Origin of the sequence: Paenibacillus sp. 1_12 (assembly GCF_900114475.1) — a bacterium.
Lineage (GTDB): Bacteria > Bacillota > Bacilli > Paenibacillales > NBRC-103111 > Paenibacillus_S.
The window spans coordinates 631198-650741 of the sequence record NZ_FOTE01000003.1 but is presented as its reverse complement, the minus strand read 5'-3'; the positions used below and the strand labels follow the sequence as shown (position 1 = coordinate 650741).

General features: G+C 45.9%; 18 protein-coding genes. 1 reads left to right on the top strand and 17 read right to left on the bottom strand.

Going from position 1 to position 19544, the window contains the following annotated elements:
* Positions 1-416: 416 nt before the first annotated feature.
* The 16 genes from BM210_RS10480 to BM210_RS10405 all read right to left on the bottom strand — a co-directional run bounded on the left by BM210_RS10480 (position 417) and on the right by BM210_RS10405 (position 16691).
* Entirely contained in the window at positions 417-1211 is a 795-nt protein-coding gene (locus BM210_RS10480) for an SDR family NAD(P)-dependent oxidoreductase (RefSeq protein WP_091167628.1), read from the bottom strand.
* Positions 1212-1227: 16 nt separating this feature from the next.
* Positions 1228-2388: a UxaA family hydrolase gene (locus BM210_RS10475; RefSeq protein WP_091167626.1), complete on the bottom strand. Its 1161-nt coding sequence runs from the start codon at positions 2386-2388 to the stop codon at positions 1228-1230.
* Positions 2389-2438: 50 nt separating this feature from the next.
* Positions 2439-2759 (bottom strand): UxaA family hydrolase, encoded by a 321-nt coding sequence (locus BM210_RS10470; protein ID WP_091167625.1) that lies wholly within the window; start codon positions 2757-2759, stop codon positions 2439-2441.
* 154 nt (positions 2760-2913) lie between these two features.
* Positions 2914-3834, bottom strand: a complete 921-nt coding sequence (locus BM210_RS10465; protein WP_091167623.1) for a fumarylacetoacetate hydrolase family protein — start codon at positions 3832-3834, stop codon at positions 2914-2916.
* A gap of 36 nt (positions 3835-3870) precedes the next feature.
* Positions 3871-4644 (bottom strand): SDR family NAD(P)-dependent oxidoreductase, encoded by a 774-nt coding sequence (locus tag BM210_RS10460; protein WP_091167622.1) that lies wholly within the window; start codon positions 4642-4644, stop codon positions 3871-3873.
* A 25-nt stretch (positions 4645-4669) separates the two neighbouring features.
* Positions 4670-5425, bottom strand: coding sequence for an IclR family transcriptional regulator (locus tag BM210_RS10455; protein ID WP_091167620.1), 756 nt, complete (start codon positions 5423-5425; stop codon positions 4670-4672).
* Positions 5426-5655: 230 nt separating this feature from the next.
* Positions 5656-7470, bottom strand: a complete 1815-nt coding sequence (locus tag BM210_RS10450) for a SpoIIE family protein phosphatase (RefSeq protein ID WP_091167618.1) — start codon at positions 7468-7470, stop codon at positions 5656-5658.
* Positions 7467-8480 (bottom strand): sensor histidine kinase, encoded by a 1014-nt coding sequence (locus BM210_RS10445; RefSeq protein WP_091167616.1) that lies wholly within the window; start codon positions 8478-8480, stop codon positions 7467-7469. Before BM210_RS10445 ends, BM210_RS10450 begins: the two co-directional genes overlap by 4 nt.
* A gap of 8 nt (positions 8481-8488) precedes the next feature.
* The gene (locus tag BM210_RS10440) at positions 8489-8878 is read right to left on the bottom strand and encodes a DUF1987 domain-containing protein (protein ID WP_091167614.1); all 390 of its coding nucleotides are present in this window, start codon (positions 8876-8878) and stop codon (positions 8489-8491) included.
* Positions 8879-8893: 15 nt separating this feature from the next.
* Positions 8894-9442: a SiaB family protein kinase gene (locus tag BM210_RS10435; RefSeq protein WP_091167613.1), complete on the bottom strand. Its 549-nt coding sequence runs from the start codon at positions 9440-9442 to the stop codon at positions 8894-8896.
* Positions 9443-9462: 20 nt separating this feature from the next.
* Positions 9463-10185: a response regulator transcription factor gene (locus BM210_RS10430; RefSeq protein WP_091167611.1), complete on the bottom strand. Its 723-nt coding sequence runs from the start codon at positions 10183-10185 to the stop codon at positions 9463-9465.
* A gap of 278 nt (positions 10186-10463) precedes the next feature.
* On the bottom strand, positions 10464-11411 hold the full coding sequence (locus BM210_RS10425) for a LutC/YkgG family protein (protein ID WP_091167610.1): 948 nt from the start codon (positions 11409-11411) through the stop codon (positions 10464-10466).
* Entirely contained in the window at positions 11401-12915 is a 1515-nt protein-coding gene (locus BM210_RS10420; protein WP_091167608.1) for a LutB/LldF family L-lactate oxidation iron-sulfur protein, read from the bottom strand. The genes BM210_RS10425 and BM210_RS10420 overlap by 11 nt, the downstream gene beginning before the upstream one ends.
* Positions 12896-13642: a (Fe-S)-binding protein gene (locus BM210_RS10415; RefSeq protein ID WP_091167607.1), complete on the bottom strand. Its 747-nt coding sequence runs from the start codon at positions 13640-13642 to the stop codon at positions 12896-12898. The genes BM210_RS10420 and BM210_RS10415 overlap by 20 nt, the downstream gene beginning before the upstream one ends.
* A 943-nt stretch (positions 13643-14585) precedes the next feature.
* Positions 14586-15299: a FadR/GntR family transcriptional regulator gene (locus BM210_RS10410; protein WP_091167605.1), complete on the bottom strand. Its 714-nt coding sequence runs from the start codon at positions 15297-15299 to the stop codon at positions 14586-14588.
* A gap of 519 nt (positions 15300-15818) precedes the next feature.
* Entirely contained in the window at positions 15819-16691 is an 873-nt protein-coding gene (locus BM210_RS10405) for a helix-turn-helix transcriptional regulator (protein WP_177237739.1), read from the bottom strand.
* 251 nt (positions 16692-16942) lie between these two features.
* On the opposite strand from BM210_RS10405, the gene BM210_RS10400 reads away from it, so the two are divergent.
* Complete coding sequence (locus BM210_RS10400) at positions 16943-18919, top strand: beta-galactosidase trimerization domain-containing protein (RefSeq protein WP_091167602.1); 1977 nt, start codon at positions 16943-16945, stop codon at positions 18917-18919.
* Positions 18920-19104: 185 nt separating this feature from the next.
* Here the strand turns inward: BM210_RS10400 and BM210_RS10395 are convergent, their stop codons facing one another.
* Complete coding sequence (locus tag BM210_RS10395) at positions 19105-19407, bottom strand: YunC family protein (RefSeq protein ID WP_091167600.1); 303 nt, start codon at positions 19405-19407, stop codon at positions 19105-19107.
* Between the last annotated feature and the right edge of the window lie 137 nt (positions 19408-19544).

Below are 19544 nucleotides of genomic sequence, written 5' to 3'. Positions count from 1 at the left end.
AGCCATTGCTATTCGTCTGGTTCATTGGATAGCAATTTTTTTTTCTTAGGCTTCCCGTTATTTACGCACAGTCGCCGACTTATCCTGCCGCTACGTGCTTCACGCTTTCGCATTTGGGTCTGCACATCCGCTTGCGGATCTCTCGATTTCCCGCATCTCCTTCAGACAAGTACCTCGCGATATTGCCCTAGATTAAGCTTCTCAAGTCGTACCAGAAAGCTTGAGGAAGGACTCTCACCTTCGAGAAAGTAACTTTCCAAGTTCTCGGCTCGTATTTACCAAGGTAACGTCACCGCCGCTTGTATTCGTTTACTCATAGCACTAAAGCGCTAAAGTTGCGACTGCCCGTCGCACATAAAAAAGCCCTTCGGAAAACCCGAAGAGCTTAGTATTCGTATATCGATAAATCGCAGAGCTTAATGCTCCATATGATCTTGCGGTTGGGCTGCTTTCACTGTTAATCCGCCGTCAACCATTAACAGGTGACCATTAATCTGCATCGCTTCGTCAGAAGCGAGGAATACGACAGCATCCCCGATTTGCCGAGATGTGCCTAATCGTTTCATTGGATTCGCTTCGATTTCTTGAGCACGAATTTGCGGGTCTGCCAAAAAGTCCGTACACATATCGGTATCCACCGTACTCGGTCCAACGGCATTCACATTAATGTTAAACTTGCCAAGCTCGATAGCCATTCCTTTGGTTAACATATGTGCGGCTGCCTTGGACGACTGATAATGAGGAATAACCGGACTTGTCACCACCAGACTTGCAGTGGAGAGTACGTTAATAATTTTACCGTAGCGCTTTTCGACCATCGTCTTGGCTGCAAGCTGAGAGCACAGGAAAATGGATTTGACGTTCGTCGCATAGGTCCGATCCCATGTCTCCTCTGTCAGCTTCATGAACGGCTCAAAAGGAGCAATGCCGGCATTATTGACCAGAATTTCAATATCTCCCAGTTCCTCACGAACCTGTTCGAACATCGCTTCCACCTGCTTGCCGTCACCAACATCTGCCTGCACGATCATCGATTTGACGCCTAAGGCCTGAATTTGTTCCTTTACTTTTTCCGCAAGTGAACGCGATCGATCTGAAGTGTAGTTGACAGCTACATGAGCACCTTCTTCAGCCAACCGCAGAGCCACAGCTTCACCTATGCCACGGCTGCCACCTGTTACCAGGGCAACCTTATTTAATAATCTAGCCATTGTTTGTTGATCTCCTTTATAAGCTCGGTCCGATTCGGTTGATACTGAATTCGGTATGACCAAGAATCTCAGCCTTCGTCAGCTTGCCGTTCGCTACCGCTTTAATTTCATCCCAAATCATTTCCCCAGCGTCTTCCAAACTGAGCGTCCCTTCCAGCATGTCACCGACATTAATATCCATATTGTCGCTCATCCGCTCGAACATTCGTGTGTTACCCGTGATTTTAATAACAGGTACAACCGCAGAGCCAGTTGGCGTACCGCGACCGGTCGTAAAGCATACGAGGTGGGCACCACCCGCAGCCATACCGGATACACATTCAATGTCATTTCCCGGGGAGTCCATGAAATACAACCCATGCTTAGGAATCGACTCTGCATATTCAACAATTCCTTGAATTGGCGCAGTACCGCATTTGCTAATACATCCCAAGGATTTCTCCTCGATGGTCGTTAAGCCACCTGCAATATTGCCAGGGCTTGGGTTGCCACCGCGCATATCGGCACCCATCCGCTCTACTTCTTTTTCAAAACGATTCACGATGGTGTACAACTGTTCGGAGGTTTCCGGTGTTGCACAGCGGGAAGCGAGTACGTGCTCGGCGCCGATAATTTCCGTAGTTTCCCCAATGACGACACCACCGCCCGCCTGGATCAACGAATCAGCTGCTGCACCCAATGCAGGGTTGGAAGCCAGCCCTGAGGTAGCGTCAGAGCCACCGCATTTAACGCCAATGATCAGCTCGCTAAAAGTAATAGGTTCCGCCACCATCGCATCCAACTGCTGCTTCATCTTCTTCGCAAGCTCAACGCCATGCTGAATCGCTTTAACCGATCCGCCGACGGATTGGATATCGAACACCTCAACTAGCTTGCCTGTCGCACGAACGGCTTCAGCCAGCTGCGTAGGGTCGATCACCTCACAGCCTAAGCTGATGATGATAACTCCGCCTACATTCGGATTTTTGCCTGTACCTGCCAGCATATCAAAAGTACGATCCTTATCTGCTCCGATTTGGCTGCATCCGTGCTGATGCGGAATAGCTATCGTTTCCGGCACCATTTGCATCACACGGCTGCATACCTGATTGGCGCAAATGACAGTTGGAATGATTAATAAATGATTGCGGATACCTACGGTTCCGTCCGATCTTCTGTAGCCCATCATGTGCTCCATGATAAATTCCTCCTTAGAGTCTGCTGAGCAGAACTCACTTTGTTAAACATTTAAGCCTTCGGCGCTTGATCGCCGCGCCCACGGATACCTTCAACATTATGAACATGAACGTGCTCACCCGCACGAATCGCAGTCGTCGTTCTGCCGATCACTTCGCCGTATTTCCGAATGTCTGTACCCTCGGCAATATCCTGAATCGCCAGTTTATGACCGAATTGAATCGCATCCACCAGCACGATCTCTTGAACCGTATCCTGTACACGGTAGGCAACCTTGCGCCCCTGCTCCAAGTCCTTGATTGCGGTAGCTACATGATCCCGCGCATCCATGACCAAGGCATCTGCCCCTACTTCAATTTGATGTCCTGCCATTGTATTAATAACCTCCCTGTTGCTTCCATAGAAACCTGGCATCGTAAGCATGAACCCAAAAGTTTTTCGTAGAAAACTTGCTTCGAAAGCATAGACCTAGAGGTTCTCGTAGAAAAATTGCTTCATTAGCGTTCCATCTATCCATATCCTAAGATTATCGTTGTTCGGCTACCATCCGGTTGGTTAGAGTACCCAGCTTTTCTACTTCAATTGTCACCACATCGCCGTCTTTCAAATAGACTTGCTTATCTTCCGGCAAGCCCAGTACGACACCCTCAGGTGTTCCAGTCAAAATAATATCTCCCGGTACCAGCGTCATATGCTGAGAAATATAGCTGACAATTTCATCGCAATGGAAAATCATATCCGATGTATTCGAGTTTTGGCGCTGCTCGCCGTTAACAAGCGTACGAATACTCAGATTGTTAGGGTCGCCAACCTCATCAGCTGTAACCAGGTAAGGCCCAAGCGGACTAAAGCCATCCAGACTTTTACCAAGCAGCCATTGTTGCGTACGCAGCTGCAAATCACGAGCGGACAGATCATTCACGTTACAGTAACCGAACACATGGTTTAATGCATCTTCCTTGGTTACATACTTCGCTTTAGTACCAATGACAATAACCAACTCACACTCATAATCCACCTTGCTAGTTACTCTTTCCGCAAGAGATACGTCAGCGCCATGACCCGTTAACGTATTATTGAATTTGTTAAAAAGGATTGGATATTGCGGAATTGCCGCATTTGTTTCTTCAGCATGCTTCCGATAGTTTAAGCCAACGCAGATGATTTTGTTAGGATGGGTCACACAAGGTCCCAATGTCAGCTCAGACTCAACCAGTACATGAGCGCTTGGGCCACGATCAGCAGCCGATAGCACTTGATCCACATAAGCTGCAAGAGCTGTTAGAGCATCAGCGCCACCGTCAATGACTTCATGTATCGTTTGCGGGACGATTTGACCTTCCAGTGCCGGAATTTCCTCAAGAGCTGCAGTAATATGTACGATCCCTTGCTCCGTCTTCACACCAAGCTTTTGTTGACCTTCTTCAATAAAAGTAAGTAATTTCATAAGTTCCATTCCTCCATCATATATAGTTAGTTTAAATTAAGCATTTTTACCAAAAACTACGCCTCCATCAATATACAGAGGAGATCCCATCATAAAACGCGAGTCATCCGAAGCTAGGAACAATGCTGCCTTAGCCACATCTTCCGGTCTGCCCAAGTCACCGCTAAGCTGGCGTTTTTTTAGTGATTGAATCGCTTCCTCTGGATCATCGTAGGAGGTGCGCAGGTAATTTTCCACAAAAGGTGTGAGAATTGTGCCAGGGAGTAGTGCATTAACACGAATTTGGTAGGGTGCATAGTCAACCTGCATCGATTTGGTAAGCGACAGGACAGCGCCTTTAGTAGCCGAATAGGAAGCACGACGGCCCAAGCCGATTTCTGCTATGCAGGAGGACATATTAATAATGGAGCCTTCACGACGATCCATCATATGCGGCAACACATATTTACAAGGTAAAAACACACCACGAATGTTGATTCTTATAACACGGTCCCAATCCTCGGGTTCAACCTCGTGGATCGCACCGATACCGCTTACACCTGCATTATTAAACAAAACATCAATACGGCCGTATGCCTCAATAGCTTGATCAACCATTGCTTTAACGGATTCAGGATCGGTTGTATCCGCTTGGATAAAAAGCGCCTTACCTCCAGCCTGATGAATCTCCTCGACAGTCTCAAGGCCACCTTTTTCCACCAGATCATTCACAATCACAGTAGCGCCTTCTTTGGCGAACAGCAGCGCCGAACTTCTGCCAATACCCGAGCCCGCACCCGTAATCAACGTAATTTTATCGTGTAGTCTCATTCAACTTCATTCCTTTCAATTGGTTTTAAATGGAGCTATGTGAAAGTCTTGCAGCCAAGGCACAAATCTCCCGCTGCGCCAGCTCCCGCTTTTGCTCCCATTCATGTTGAAACATGGAGCAGCTGATCGCCGCTATGACCTGACCCTGCGTATCCTTAACCGGTGCCGCCACACAGCAAAAACCCATAACAGCTTCCTGAAGATCAAATGCAACCCCATGGTCGCGGGCTTGCTCCAGCTGTATGATCAAGTCACTGCGATTCTTAAGCGTGTGGGGTGTTGGGCATGGCTGCAGCGCCTCTTCCGGGAACAGGCTTTCAATGGCCGATGCTTCAAGATCAGCCAGCAGTGCCTTGCCAAGTGCCGTTACATGAGCCGGCAGCTTCATTCCAGGCTCGGAAGCTAACCGAACCGGAGACGGCATCTCCTCCTTGGCCAGATACAGTACCTCGTGTCGTTCCAGTCTGGCTAGTTGTATGGTTTCCTGAATCGTGTGCTTCGTAATGGATGCTTCCTTGCGAAATCTTTCAATTAAACTAAATTGCTTGAAAAAAGCGTTTCCGATAAAACCGAGTCTGGAACCCAGTGAATACGTTCCCTCTGCATCCCGAACAACCCATTCCAACTGCTCCATCGTATTCAGTAAAGAAAACATCGAGCTTTTGTTAATGCCAAGCTGCTTGGATAGTTCAATCAGCTTCAGCTTGGAGGGCTGCCCGGAAATGGCCAGCAGGATATCATTAGCTTTGTCTAAAGCTGGTACCCAATACTTTTTGTCCATATTCCCTCCCAAGATGATAAACAAATATGGTTTTGTATAATAAACCATAGTTTTGTATAATCTACATTTCAATCCTAACATCCGCAAATTCGTCTGTCAACGGGTTACAACCTAAAATCCGGTGAAAAAGTCGTGCTTCACTCCTTATGCGCTGGACTTCGGAACATTTTTCTAAACTATAAAAAAAAACACATGCATAAGCATGTGTCGATTGAAGCTAGCTCACCTATTCAAGATATTTTGAAGCCTAATACTGTAATATCGTCTCGCTGCGGCTCATCACCCATATATTCGACTAATTGGCTGCGGAACAACGTTTCTTGCTCCTCTAGCGGCTTGTCATGAAATTGTTCAATCATTTCAATCAGCTTTTTCCTGCCAAACGATACATTCTTGACTCCGCCATTCTGGTCCAAATATCCATCCGTGGTCATATAGAAGGAATCATCCGGAGTGACCGTAAGCTCAGCATTAGTAAAATTAAATTCATTATTCGTTCTAACCGAGCCTATGCTTTTGCGGTCACCCTTAAAGACAGTCATTTCCTGGTCATTCTTCATGTAGAGCGAGGTTTTGGCGCCGGCAAATGTAAGCTGATCTCCTTTTATGAAGCAAAGTCCGATATCAAGCCCGTCATCCGACATCAGGTCTCCGTGCTCGCGGTGCAGTGTTTCTTTAATTAGCATATTCATGGATTGAAGAATGGAAGCTGGGTCCATCGCTGAAGCCGTCTCCGCAATGCGATTGAGTATGGAGATAGAGATCATCGTCATCAATGCGCCTGGAACACCGTGACCTGTGCAATCGCCTATAGCCAATAAATAGCCGTTATTCGTCTGCTTCATCCAATAAAAATCACCGCCCACGACGTCACGAGGCTCCCACAGCACAAAGTGATCCTTAAGAACAGTCTCAATCTCCTCTCGCGAAGGAAGTATGGAGTCCTGAATCCGCTTTGCATAATCGATACTATCGATTAGTTTCTGCTTCTGCTCGGAAATCTGCTTGGTTCTCTCCTGAACTGCCTGCTCGAGCTTGCGATTAAGCTCCATAGCTCTTTTATAAGGGTTTGCCAGATTGCGAGTAACGAAGTAAAACATAAATATCATAGCAAGTATGCACAATAGTGACGCGATTCCTGTATTAATTTTAATCGTATCCAGAAACGAAACCGATTCACTCCGACGCATTTGAAACAACAGCTTCCAATCTGTCGATTTTAGCGGAAAGCTGATCAAATCCATCTTCTGGCCTTCACTATCCATATAGTCAAGTACGACTGGCTGTTGACCGCTTGGGTCCACTTGCTTTAATTGTCCGAGCATTTGTTGAACGACCTGTTCAGGAATAAGACTGGAAACCGATGTTCCTACATGGTTCAAATCATCTGATAAATAAATTTTACCGCTGTTATCGATCAACCATAAATTGCTGTTGGCTCCATACTTATAATCCTTAAAATTGCTCGCTAATTCCTTTAGACTTAAGCCAATGCCTGCTGCTCCAACAGGCGCGTCTACTTTACCTACGAGTACATTTACAAACACAAAGGTGTCATGCCATACTGCGTCATAATCTAAATTAAGGGTTACCTGCTGTTTGGAAACCAATGCTTTATAAAACCATTGGTCACTGGCATTGCTCTCCGACAACACCTTACTAGCCTGCCCGTTTTCAATCCAATACTTCCCGGTTGCCTTGCTTGCAATAAAGCCGTTACTATAATCGAATCCGGTTGCCAGATCATTTAGCTTTTCAACAACATGGCTTTGCAGCTTCTCGTCCTTTTCACCGCCAGCCAGCCAATTGATCAGCTCAGGGTCCTTGGCCAGCATTAGCGACGATTCTTTAGCCCGTTGAAGACGGCCATCGATCTTGGAAGCGACGGATTCGGCAATCCGCACCAAATCCTTGCTTTTCAGCTTGTTGACAACTTCCTTTTCTGCAATGATATATACACTTGTACCTGCGAGAACAATAGAAAGCACAATAATAATGCTTGCAATAAGAATAACCTTCATCAGGTTCTGATCTTTTGTGCTCATGATTCAGTCTCCCAAGCTTGCTCCAGAATAATCGCTCCCGGTAAAGTAAAATAAAACGTGCAGCCATGATTCTTCACACTGTTAACGCCAATATGCCCGTTATGCTGTTGAATGATTTCCTTTGCAATGGCCAGACCCAATCCAGTACCCGATTTGACACTCGATTTAGCCTTCTTAGCCCGATAAAAACGATCAAAAACGTGTGGTAGCGCTTCCTCTTCGATTCCTTCTCCGGAATCGCTTACCTTAAAGGTAACCTCACAGGGAAGCTCTCCAGCAGAACCTCCTCTATCGATCAGCGCCTGCTCAACCATACGCACCTCACCGTGGATTTTGATTATGCCTCCGGGAGCCGTGTAGCGAAACGCGTTATTAACAAAATTATTCATAACCTGTTCGATCCGCTTCAGGTCAATCGAAATCGATACATATCGGTCAGGCGGCAGCTTTTCTTGAAAGTCCTCCACACTGAACACAAATCCTCGATCCTTGGCTTCTAGCTCAAATCTTCCTCGTAACAGCTCCAGCAGTTGCTCAAGCGGGTATTCAGAAAAATGAAAACCAGCTTTGCTTGCTTCAAGCTTCGATAGCTCAAACAAGTCATCGACCAGATCATTAACGAGCAGCACCTTATTATAAATCATCCGTAAATGCGGTTCACCCGGTTCGATCACACCATCAAGCATTGCTTTAACATAGCCCTGAACCGAAGTCATTGGAGTCCCAAGCTCATGTGAGATATCGCTCATCAGTTTTCGGCGCGATTTCTCCAAATGCTGTAGATCCTGGTTCAATTGACGCATCTCTTCCTCGTGCTGTTTGATGTTTTTACTTTGGATATCACTGATCTTGAATATTTTGGTCGTCAACTTAATGAGGCGTTCATAATCTATGACCAGCCTTTTGAATTCTGGCAGCAGCTCGTTGTCCTCATTGGCAGCATCCTCCATAATTTTACGGGAAGACTCTAATATTTTCTGTTCATTCCCAAACAGATTTTCTTGATTCATTACTGGACTCAAACCTCTTTCTGAGCAATGATTTGAAAAGGCAGCTCCAGATCTTCCTTAAATTCTTCAGCACATTCGATTTCGCTTTCATTATCTTCGCTGCAAAACCAGTTCAGGTTCAATTCCTTGCCATCATGGTGTGCTTTATTAAACTTTTCCAGAAGCATCATGATACACTTCGAGCTGCTTGTATTGATGTAGGGCAGGCAAAATTCGATCTCTACCTTATCACTGTCAAGATCTTGCAAATATTGATCAACCCACTGAAGAATAGGCTCGTAAAATTTAAACGAATTCTCAGGATAGGACTGTCCGCGAACAGATAGCTTATGATGAGTCGGATTGAAAATAATCTCCGGTGTACTTCTTGTAGCTTCAATACGCAATACGTCTAACATCTATTCACCTGCTTTCTATACGGTCGCTTTTAATGTAAAAAAAGAAAATTGCGAGTCCAGTTCCGTGATCGTATATTCCAATGGCTGTTTAACCTTTCTGGCAATATCGATTAATCCTAATCCAGCTCCCTGCCCCTCCAACAATGAAATATCCTGCTTACGTTTCATCTTGTACATTTTTTTGAGTTCTTCCTTATCTAGCTGGTTAATCTCGTCCAACGCCTTGATCAGTTTAGCGGTATCACGGTTTTGAATCTGATTGCCGGAGCAGACATAATTGCCGGTGTCGGTTTTGCCGATGGTCACAATACAAGATTCTGAAATTCGTTCGCCAAAATCGGAATCCTGCATCAAAGAACAATAGTTTTTAATATTTTGCGTCTGCTCGATAAAGATCGAAAACAGGTCAAAAATTGCATTTTGCGGGCGTTCCTCGGTCTCCAAATATTTCTTAACCGCTTCACCGAGCTCTTCTATAATACTTTGAGTAAATTTTCCAGAGAAGGTGATTAATAGACTATTCTCGCGCAATAAGGTTTGCAGCTCCAATAATTTATGATTCATGGTTTGTCTACACCTCTATTTTAAGATTTGGGCAAATAGGAATTAAATTTATAACCGATCCCCCTAATATTGTGAATATACTTGAACTGAGCAACAGGTGTTTCCAATTTTTTGCGTAGACTGCTAATGTGCACCATCACGGTACGGGTATCGGAAATGCTGTCTGCACCCCAAATATTTTGATAGAGCTCATCCAATGAAAAGACTTGATCCGGCTGCCGCGCCAAAAATATGAGAAGCTGTACTTCCTTCGCTGACAGTGGCACATGAACTCCGTTAACGTGTACCTGAAAATTAACCAGATCTACGGTCAATCCATCAAAAGCAAGCGTCCGCAGTTCATCCTTCTTAGCCGGAGCCGTACCCCTGCGAAAAATCGGTGCTCTCCTGAGATTTGCCTGCACTCTCGCAACCATGACCTCTGGATCGAAGGGCTTTGTGATGTAATCATCAGCACCCAGCTTCAAGCCTTCTACAATGTCATCCGAATCCTTATTACAGCTAATAAACACAATCGGAACGTTGGAAACCTCACGTATTTCCTTACATACTGTAAAACCATTCATTCCATCCAAATTTATATCGAGCAAAATCAATGCGGGTGTGCTGTTCTCAAATTGATCGAGGGCTTCTTCCCCCGCCTCGGCTATTACGACGTTAAAACCCTGCTTACGAAGGTAGAGCTCAATCAAACTGCTGATTTCCCGATCATCCTCTACTAGCAATATTAATTCACCTGACATGATTTCACCCCTTTATGTAAATCAAATTTATCATTTTCTCAATTACCTGTTCTGTGTATAAATTTCACAAAAAAATCATTAATTCTATTATACTTCTACGAGCATATCATTTGAACTACTTTTTTAAGAAAAATGTAAAGATTTGGCGAATATGAATAACCTGTGAAGCATCCTTACGACAAAAAGAGCGAAAAGCATCACCAGTTCTATCACAAACCGGCACTACTTCTCACCCTAATTAGGCGTTCATATGTGTAAGAAACATGGTGAACCCGTAGTTACTTGATGATGACTGCATATACCTTTCCAGGACCATGGATACCGATAGTCAGATCATTTTCGATATCCGCACTGCGGCTCGGACCTGTGATCAGATTTAAGGAGGAAGCATATTGACTCGCATCCAGCTTGCCATTCGTAACTTGCTTAAAAGCTTCACCCATTCGAGTGACGAGCTGATCAGCGCGGAAAACAGCGAACAAAATATCGGTCAGGAGGCTTACCGAACGGCCATGTTCTGGCGAGCATTGCAAAACAAGCGTGCTCGTATTGGCAACAGCATAATCGGGCCATATAATACCCAGCTCACACCGCTCTGTCCGCTGAAGCAGCCGACTGCGCTGCGACCAATTCGAAGGAGCTGAGCTTTGTCCGTCAGCGTGTACCGCAGACAGCTCGATTGGACCGGAGTCAGCCGTCGCTTCAAGGTCGCTCGGATTGACAGAATCGGCTTCAATCGGCTTTACCTCATCAGCTTGATCTGTCACAGCCCTGGAGTCTGTTTTAACAGCGCCGATAGAGCCCAAAGAATCCGGACATGCCGCTCCTCCTCCATCGCCTGCACCCGAATCGAGTGTCCATGGAACGACCTCTACACCGGCAGCTGTCAGCGCTCCATCCACATTTAATCCAATCAAACCTGCATGCTCCCAGCGTGATACACGTTTGACCTGCAGCTCCTCGACGATCTGCTGCAGCCACGCGCCGATTTGTTCCTCCGCTTCTCTCGCTTCAACGACAAGCACTTTACCTGTCAATGCTGTCCAGTTATCGGTAAACAGCTGAATTTTCTCCTCGGTTGTCCGTTCGATTTCTTTATAAAATTCTGGTGCCCCTCTGAATGGGTGCTCCGGTGCCACGGCATCTGGCGACTTGCGCCCCAATCTTGAAGAAATATTAGCGATAAAAGAATCTCGGCCATGAATCTGTCCGGACTTAATGCTCATGATGCTCACCTCTTTTTTTTGAATCTGCCGAAGATGGCGCTATGGGAACAGCAGGGCTTCCTACTGAGGATTTCATTTCCTGCTGCAGCTTATTCCACTTGTCGCGAAACGACTCCTTAGGCTTCATTGGGAAAAATCGCGACTGCGTCCAGCCGGACATAGGTCCCGGTCCTTTCTTGATAAAGCCTTTGCTTATGAAGGGCTTCTGCAAATAGTAGGCAGAATTCATCGCTACCTTGTACAGCTTGACGTTACCAAACACAGTTTGGAATGTCTTAAAGGCGGTGCGCTCTGCAAACGGGGTCAACCCCATCTTTACCTTGCGGTTACGCAGTTGTACGAGCATATCATGCAGCGGAATTTTCACAGGACATGCCTCATAACAAGCCCCGCATAAACTTGATGCATAAGCCAGCTCGCCGGCTTCCTTATAATCCTGCTGCAGAAGCGGTGTCAAAACAGCTCCAATAGGACCGCTGTACACGCTGCCGTAAGTATGACCGCCAACATGCCGATATACAGGACATACATTCAGACAGGCCGCACAGCGGATGCAATTTAATACCTCTTGAAATACCGGATCTCCAAGCTGCTCAGAGCGTCCATTATCCAGTACAATCAGATGGAGCTCTTCGGGTCCATCCAGCTCACCTTCACGCCGAGGCCCTGTAATCATGGAAGTGTAGGTTGTCAGCTTCTGCCCTGTTGCGCTTCTCGCCAGCAAATTCAGTACAACCTCCAAGTCATCAAAGGTTGGAACGAGCCGTTCCATGCCCATAATCACTACATGCGACTTCGGTATCGTGCTGACCATCCGTCCGTTTCCTTCATTGGATACAAGCGTGATTGAGCCGGATTCAGCCACACCGAAGTTACAGCCCGTCAAACCAATATCGGCTTCCAGAAAATAATTACGCAGCCGTTGTCTGGCAAAATCGGCAAGCACCCGTGTTTCCGGCGGAAAGGACTCACCGGACTCCTCATTAAACAGGTCGGCAATCTGCTGCTTGTTCTTGTGAATCGCAGGGATAATCAGGTGAGATGGCGTTTCCTTCGCAAGCTGCAAAATATATTCGCCCAAATCAGTCTCGATCGCTTCAATCCCATGATCCTCCAAATGGTGGTTCAAATGAATCTCTTCAGACACCATGGATTTGCCTTTGGCAACCAGCTTCGCTTTACGTTTCTCAGCAATGTCCATAAAGGTCTGTACGGCCTCATCGGCTGTACGGCAAAAGTGTACATGTCCCCCTGCCTTAGATACATTATCTGTGAACTGGGTCAAATAATAATCAAGATTATCTATGACATGAGTACGAATTAATCGCCCACGCTCGCGCCATTCTTCCCAATCGCCAAAGTCATCTGTCGCCTTCAGCTTACCGGTCTTCAGCTTATCGGTTGTAAACGCTACAGCCTTTCGCAAAAAATCATCAGCCAAAGCTTCTTCTGTCCGCTGCTTTAAGCCGCTACCGATTAACTCTCTAGTTTCGACCTGACTCATTGCGCTTCACTCCTTCCTCCAGCAGCTGTGCCAAATGCATCACGCGAATCGGCTTATTATCCTTATTTAAAGCCCCACCGATATTCATCAGGCAGCCCATATCTGTTCCTACCAGCACTTCGGCCCCAGTCGAGCATACATTTCCTGCTTTTTCACATACCATAGCTTCTGACATATCCGCCATTTTAACCGCAAAGGTACCGCCAAAGCCACAGCAATCTTCTTTTTTGGGGAGCTCGATCAGCTCAAGACCTTGAACCTTCGATAGTAAGGCTCCAGGCTCTTCCTTCACACCCAGTAACCGCATCGCATGACAGGACGGATGGTAAGTCACCTTCTTGTCAAAGATTGCGCCAACATCGGTTACACCAAGCACCCTTACCAGAAACTGTGAAAATTCATACGTCTTCTCTACCAATTGCTCGGCCTTCAGCAGCCATTCAGGTTCATTGGCAAATAACTGCGGATAATAATGGTGAACCATACCGGTGCAGGAACCGGAAGGTGATACGACATAATCACTATGCTCAAACGCGCGAATCAGCCCTCGAGCAACCTCTCTGGCCTCATCCTGATAGCCGCTGTTAAAAGCCGGCTGTCCACAGCAGGTTTGCTGCTCGGGAAAATCAACCTCACACCCGTATCGGGTTAACATTCTTACGACACTTTCGCCAACCTCGGGATACAACTGGTCCGCTAAACAAGTAATAAACAAGGAAACTCGCATCGGGATACCTACCTTCTCTATGATAACCATCATTCTTATACTTATCAGGTTATCAGATATGTTGGTATTTTGAAAGCCTTTTATTCAGATCCGCAAAAAACTGCTGCAGTCGCAGCTTCCGCTGAAGGCTGCTGTATCGAATGGACTATGTACGCATAAATAATAAACGCCCCTGTCTATTTTGCCAATAAACAGGGACCTTTATGGGGTATTTCTATTCACTTTTTTCTTAAGCTCCATTCATTTACCTTACATCATTAGAACATCTTCAGAATGAACATCTTCAGGTCAAATTTATTAAGGCTTTAAATTTTTGTTGCTGTGACACTTACATGTCAGTCTTACGGTTTCTGGTTGAGGTCCCCACATGCTCTGAATGCTTCGGAAAATGAGCATGCTTCGCTAACTTACGTCATTGGACTATCCCCTTTCCCTTCAGATCCTTTGCTTGTATTTAACTTTCAGCGCCAAGGTTAACTTCTTGCACCCTAGACTGAAACTTGTTAATGGCTTTGGTCAAGCTTGCAGCTATTGGGTGATCCTTGTACATTGGATATGTTCATTGGGTCCCCGCATGCTTGAATGGTTTCAGATTAAGCATGCTTCGCTAACCTACGTCATTGGACTATCCCCTCTCCATTCAATTTCTTTACAACAGGACATTGTATGATTACTTTCAGTAACAAGAGGCATAAACCTCTCGAACCGAAACTTGTAAATGAATGTAAGGATGGAAATTGGAGTACTTGATGTGGTACTGCTGTGCTTTTGTTAAGTTCATATTAATATATTATTAGATTATTGTAAATATTCAGATAATTCTATTTTCGGGGTTAAAAGCCTATTCTTTTCACTCTTCTACCCGATTCCTGCCTTTTCCATTCAAATACTCTATGATGCTATCTATATGAATGTTGCCATCCATATATGGCAAACCAAGCTCTTATTTTTTTAAAAATTTCAGGAGTACCTGTTCGACATGGAACAGATGCTTACGCATGGCCTCCTGAGCTGCAGTTGGGTCCTGATCACGAATGGCTTCAAATATCGCTTTATGCTCCTCCCATAACTGCTTGGATACCGTTTCGTTCGCATACATTTGCAGCCGTCTCGTTTCCCTGATAGCCGTCTGCATTTGTGTGGAGATCGAATCAATCATCCTTGCCATGATCGAATTATGCGCCGCCTGCGCCAAGGTTAAATGAAACAAAAGGTCAGAGCGCTCGCCTTCCTGCTCATTACCAAGAAAATCCTCCATATTACGGATGATTCCTTCCAATTTAGCAATATCCTCTGCATTTCGTTTCTCTGCAGCCAATGCGGCATTTGAAATTTCCAACGCCTTACGAGCCTCGATCAGCTCTATGACTGTCTCCCGATTCATCAGCAACGCATCAAATACAGGTAAATCCACATCCTGTGATTCAATGCTTCGGACATAGCTGCCTTCACCTTGGTGAATTTCAACAAGCCCCATTGCCTTTAATGCGCTAAGCGCCTCGCGTAGTGTAGATCTGCCTACCTGAAACCTCTCCGACAGCTCCTTGGCAGACGGAAGCTTCTCTCCTGGTTTCAACTGACCGCTGACAATTTGCCCCTTGATCTGGTCCGCTATCACTTCATATATTTTACGTGAAGATATTTTTTGAATGTCCAATCCCGACGCCTCTTTTCATACAAAATGGCTTCATTCCCTAAAATCCTTATTAAAAGTACCAAACTTCCTGTTAAAAGTATATCCAGACTTCCCATAGAAGTCCGGTTAACAACCATAATCATTAGCTAAATAGTCGAGGGCTTACCCTTCTCCAGGACCATTGGACTGCTTCACTCGTAGTTCATCGGAAAATTCTAATGGACCAAACAAACCCCGAATTCAAATGTTCAACGGTAATGTGCTATATGAATAGAAAACGGATTGTTGATCCAGAAAGTCCGAAATAAACAGAAGATAAGTAATGGGCGTACTCGACTATATAAGATCAACCAAAGAAACATACAGCCCAAGTGGAGAAAGCGGCCCCCTTCTGTTGAAACGAAGTGTTCACCTTTGACGGATTCTTCCCCTATAGGACTAAGTATACAAAGAATCTGGCTGCAACAGCGATTGGAAGCAGGGTCTGCTTTCGCAGCGTCTCCCTGCTGTCCGGATGTTTGGTTCATCTTATATAGTTAGCTATATGTAGCTTTGCGATGATTTGCGAAATAGCCCTGGGGTCATCCCAACAGTCTTGCGGAATAAGCGGATGAAGTAGTTGTAATCCTGAATACCTATGTGCGCCGCTATTTCCTGAACAGGCATATTGCTATGTACAAGCAGCCGTTTGGCCTCCTCCATCCTCATCAGATGATGATATTGCAGCGGACTCAGGCCGGTATGCTGCTTCAGACAGCGGGCAGCATAATCAAAGTCGAAATGCAGCTGATCGGCAATCCGCTGTGCTTCGAATGGTTCATTGCAGTGCTCTCGTATATAAAGCTTGATCTGCTCGGCGATCACATAAGATCTTGTTGAGTTTCTGTTTGCCCTCAAACCAGCCTGCACCAGGGACAGCAGTTTTCCCAAGGCTACCTGCACATCAACAGCATGCTCCAGGGTGAGACTGCTTTGCAGCCGCAGCATGTCTTCAAGGGTTGGCAGAAGCGGCCTTATATCAATCTTTCCATATTTGGGCAGAAACAGTGACTGCTCTGAAGGAATCAGGTCACTATCCGTTCCCCTACTTACCCAGGTTGACCAAGGGATCTGCTTCTCGGCCATTTTTGCCACCGGACGTTCGTGTTTGAAATGAACCCAATAAATCGATGTATCCTCCGTACAGGGCATGAATCCACTATGCGTCCGTCCCGGCTCCATCAACAGCATTTCCCCACTCTGAATCTCATACGATATGCCTTCCTCCATCATGTACAAGGCACCACTGCATACAATCAACATATCATAGACTTCAAAGCAGCGCTCAAAATGCTGCATGCCCGGCTTCCAAATCGTATGACCAATGGTCAAAAACTGCGGAAGCGGCGGAATAGATAACTGGAGGATATCCATCTCAACACTCCTTAGCGTTTTGCGTAGCAAGGCTTGTATCATAAGGCGTAATCAGTTGTCTCAAGTTGTCAGGTCTTTGTATAGGTAGTGTATCGCAAAAAAAGCTCATTCACAAATTACCTCAGTCGAAAATGTGCTATATAAAGTCGCTTTCCCGCCTATTCCCTTCCATAGGTAAGCATTATAGTTGAGAGGTGGTTTATATTCCATCCGTAATTATCATCACTTACTCTTGAAGGAGTGTATCATTCATGCGTTTTCGTCAAGTTCATTTGGATTTTCACACCTCAGAAGCGATTCCTAATATCGGTAAACATTTTTCCAAGCAGCAATTTCAGGAAATGCTGATCCAAGGATATGTGGACTCCATAACGGTTTTTTCCAAATGTCATCATGGCTGGGCCTATCATCCTACTGAAGCTAATGAAATTCACCCCCAGCTGAATTTTGATCTGTTAGGTGCCATGATTGAAGCAGCCCATGAGATCGATGTCAAAACCCCTATCTATGTATCCGCTGGACTGGATGAAAAGCTGGCCCGCCGCCATCCCGAATGGTTGATCCGCGATATTAACGACAACACTAATTGGCAGGATGGCTTTATGAAGCCGGGTTATCACCAATTTTGTCTGAATTCTCCCTATCTGGACTTACTCGTACGTCAAGTGGAAGAGGTCGTCCGTAAATATGAGGGGGATGGCATTTTCCTCGATATTGTTGGCGTTCGCCAATGCTACTGTCATACTTGTGTCCGCACACTGCGGGATGAAGGCCATGATCCGCGAGACTCTGCTGCGGTCGTCGCATTAGGGGAGCGTGTCTATGCCCATTACACGAAGCGTATACGCGATGCGATTGATGCGATCAAGCCGGGGCTACCTGTGTTCCACAATGGAGGCCATATTCGTCGCGGACGCAGAGACTTATCCGCCATGAATACCCATTTAGAGCTGGAATCGCTGCCTACTGGCGGCTGGGGTTATGATCATTTCCCCTTATCCGCACGCTACGCCCAGGGGCTTGGCATGGATTATCTCGGGATGACTGGAAAATTTCACACCACCTGGGGAGAATTCGGTGGATACAAGCATCCAAACGCGCTTCGCTATGAAACCTCCCTTAGTTTAGCTAATGGCGCCCGCTGCTCTATAGGCGATCAGCTTCATCCAGAAGGCTTGATGGACCCGGCCACCTATGTATTAATTGGTAAGGCTTATCGGGAGGTTGAGCAAAAAGAAGCGTGGTGCAGCGATGTCCAAGCGGTTGCCGACGTTGCCCTGCTGTCTGTTGAAGCTATCGGTGCTTCCAAGGAAGAAAAGCGTGAGGATCGTTCAGGATCAGCTGATGCAGGCGCCATCCGCATGCTGCTTGAAGGCAAGATTTTATTCGATGTTGTCGATTTGGAAAGTGATTACACACGCTATAAAGTGCTAATCCTTCCTGACGATATATTGGTTAATTCCAAGCTGCAGACCAAGCTGAATGCATACTTGGCGCAAGGTGGCAAGATTCTGGCAACAGGTCGTTCTGGACTGAACGAAGCAGGAGATGCATTTGCCATTGATCTGGGTGTCGTCTGGGAAGGGCCTAATCCGTATAAACCCGATTATTTTCGTCCAAGCTTTGAACTAAATAACCTTTCGAATGCCGCATTTATCTTCTATGCCGATGGCCAGCGCATTCGTTTAACCAACGGACAAGAGCTGGGAAGGCGTGAATATCCTTATTTTAACCGTGAGGTGTTTACTTTCTGCTCACATCAGCATACGCCAAGCGCCCAACAGCACGATGGTCCTGGCATGGTAGAAAGCACTAATGGAATTTATTTGGCTTGGAACGTATTCAGTGATTATGCGACCAAAGGAAGTCTAGCTTTGAAGGAATGCATGCTGTTTGCCCTGAACCGACTGCTCCCTAATAAAACCTTGATTACTAATATGCCTGCGCAAGGTATCGTCACCTTAATGGAGCAGCCGGCTCATCACCGCTATATCAATCACTTGCTGTACGCCTCTCCCGTCAAGCGCGGCAATGGTGTGGAGGTTATTGAGGACATTGTGCCTATTTACGATACCCAGATCACACTGAAATTAGGAAAGAAGGCCAAGCAGGTTTACCTAGCACCGCAAATGGAGCCATTGCCATTTGCGGTGAGTGAAGCGGGGACTGATGTATCCTATAATGTGCCGAAGCTGGAATGTCATCAGATGATTGTAATCGAGGTTTGAAGAAACCTGTGGATGGCTACCGCAATGTCATCAGCGTGTACATACAGCGCTGGATACGGTGAGATCGGTTGCATGTTTGAGGAGAAAGCTTGAGCAATCAAGCTTTTTTCGGTTTGTACAAACGATGTTCATTGATTCCGATGTTCGGGTTTCATTGTTTCGATCCTCGTGCTGTTCAGATATAATCAACGCATTAACCCAATCGCGTCCTTGCCCTTCATCCCTGGTACAATGCCTAGTCGTTCTGCCTCGTAGGTAACGGATTCCAGAGGAGCTTCCAGCAGTTCCTCGATCGTCTTGACCCCTGTTGCCCTGGCCGCCAGTATTTGACGGTCTTTCAATTTTTCATTCAACAGTCCAACATCCAGGGCCCCGCACATAATATATCCACGATCTGTTGACACCACAATAAGCGTTGTTTTGGGCAGCTTAACCTCGATTGCCAAAGCCGTGAAACCGTCTATAACAACAGGATGCATCTGGATCATATACGCACCTCCTTTTCCAAACGTATACTGCAGTATATGATCAAGGCTAATGTTGGTGATGGGCTATACAAAATACACATACCAATGTAGTGTTGAATTTCCCAAATTGTGGGCTACTTTTGTACTAGAAAAAATGA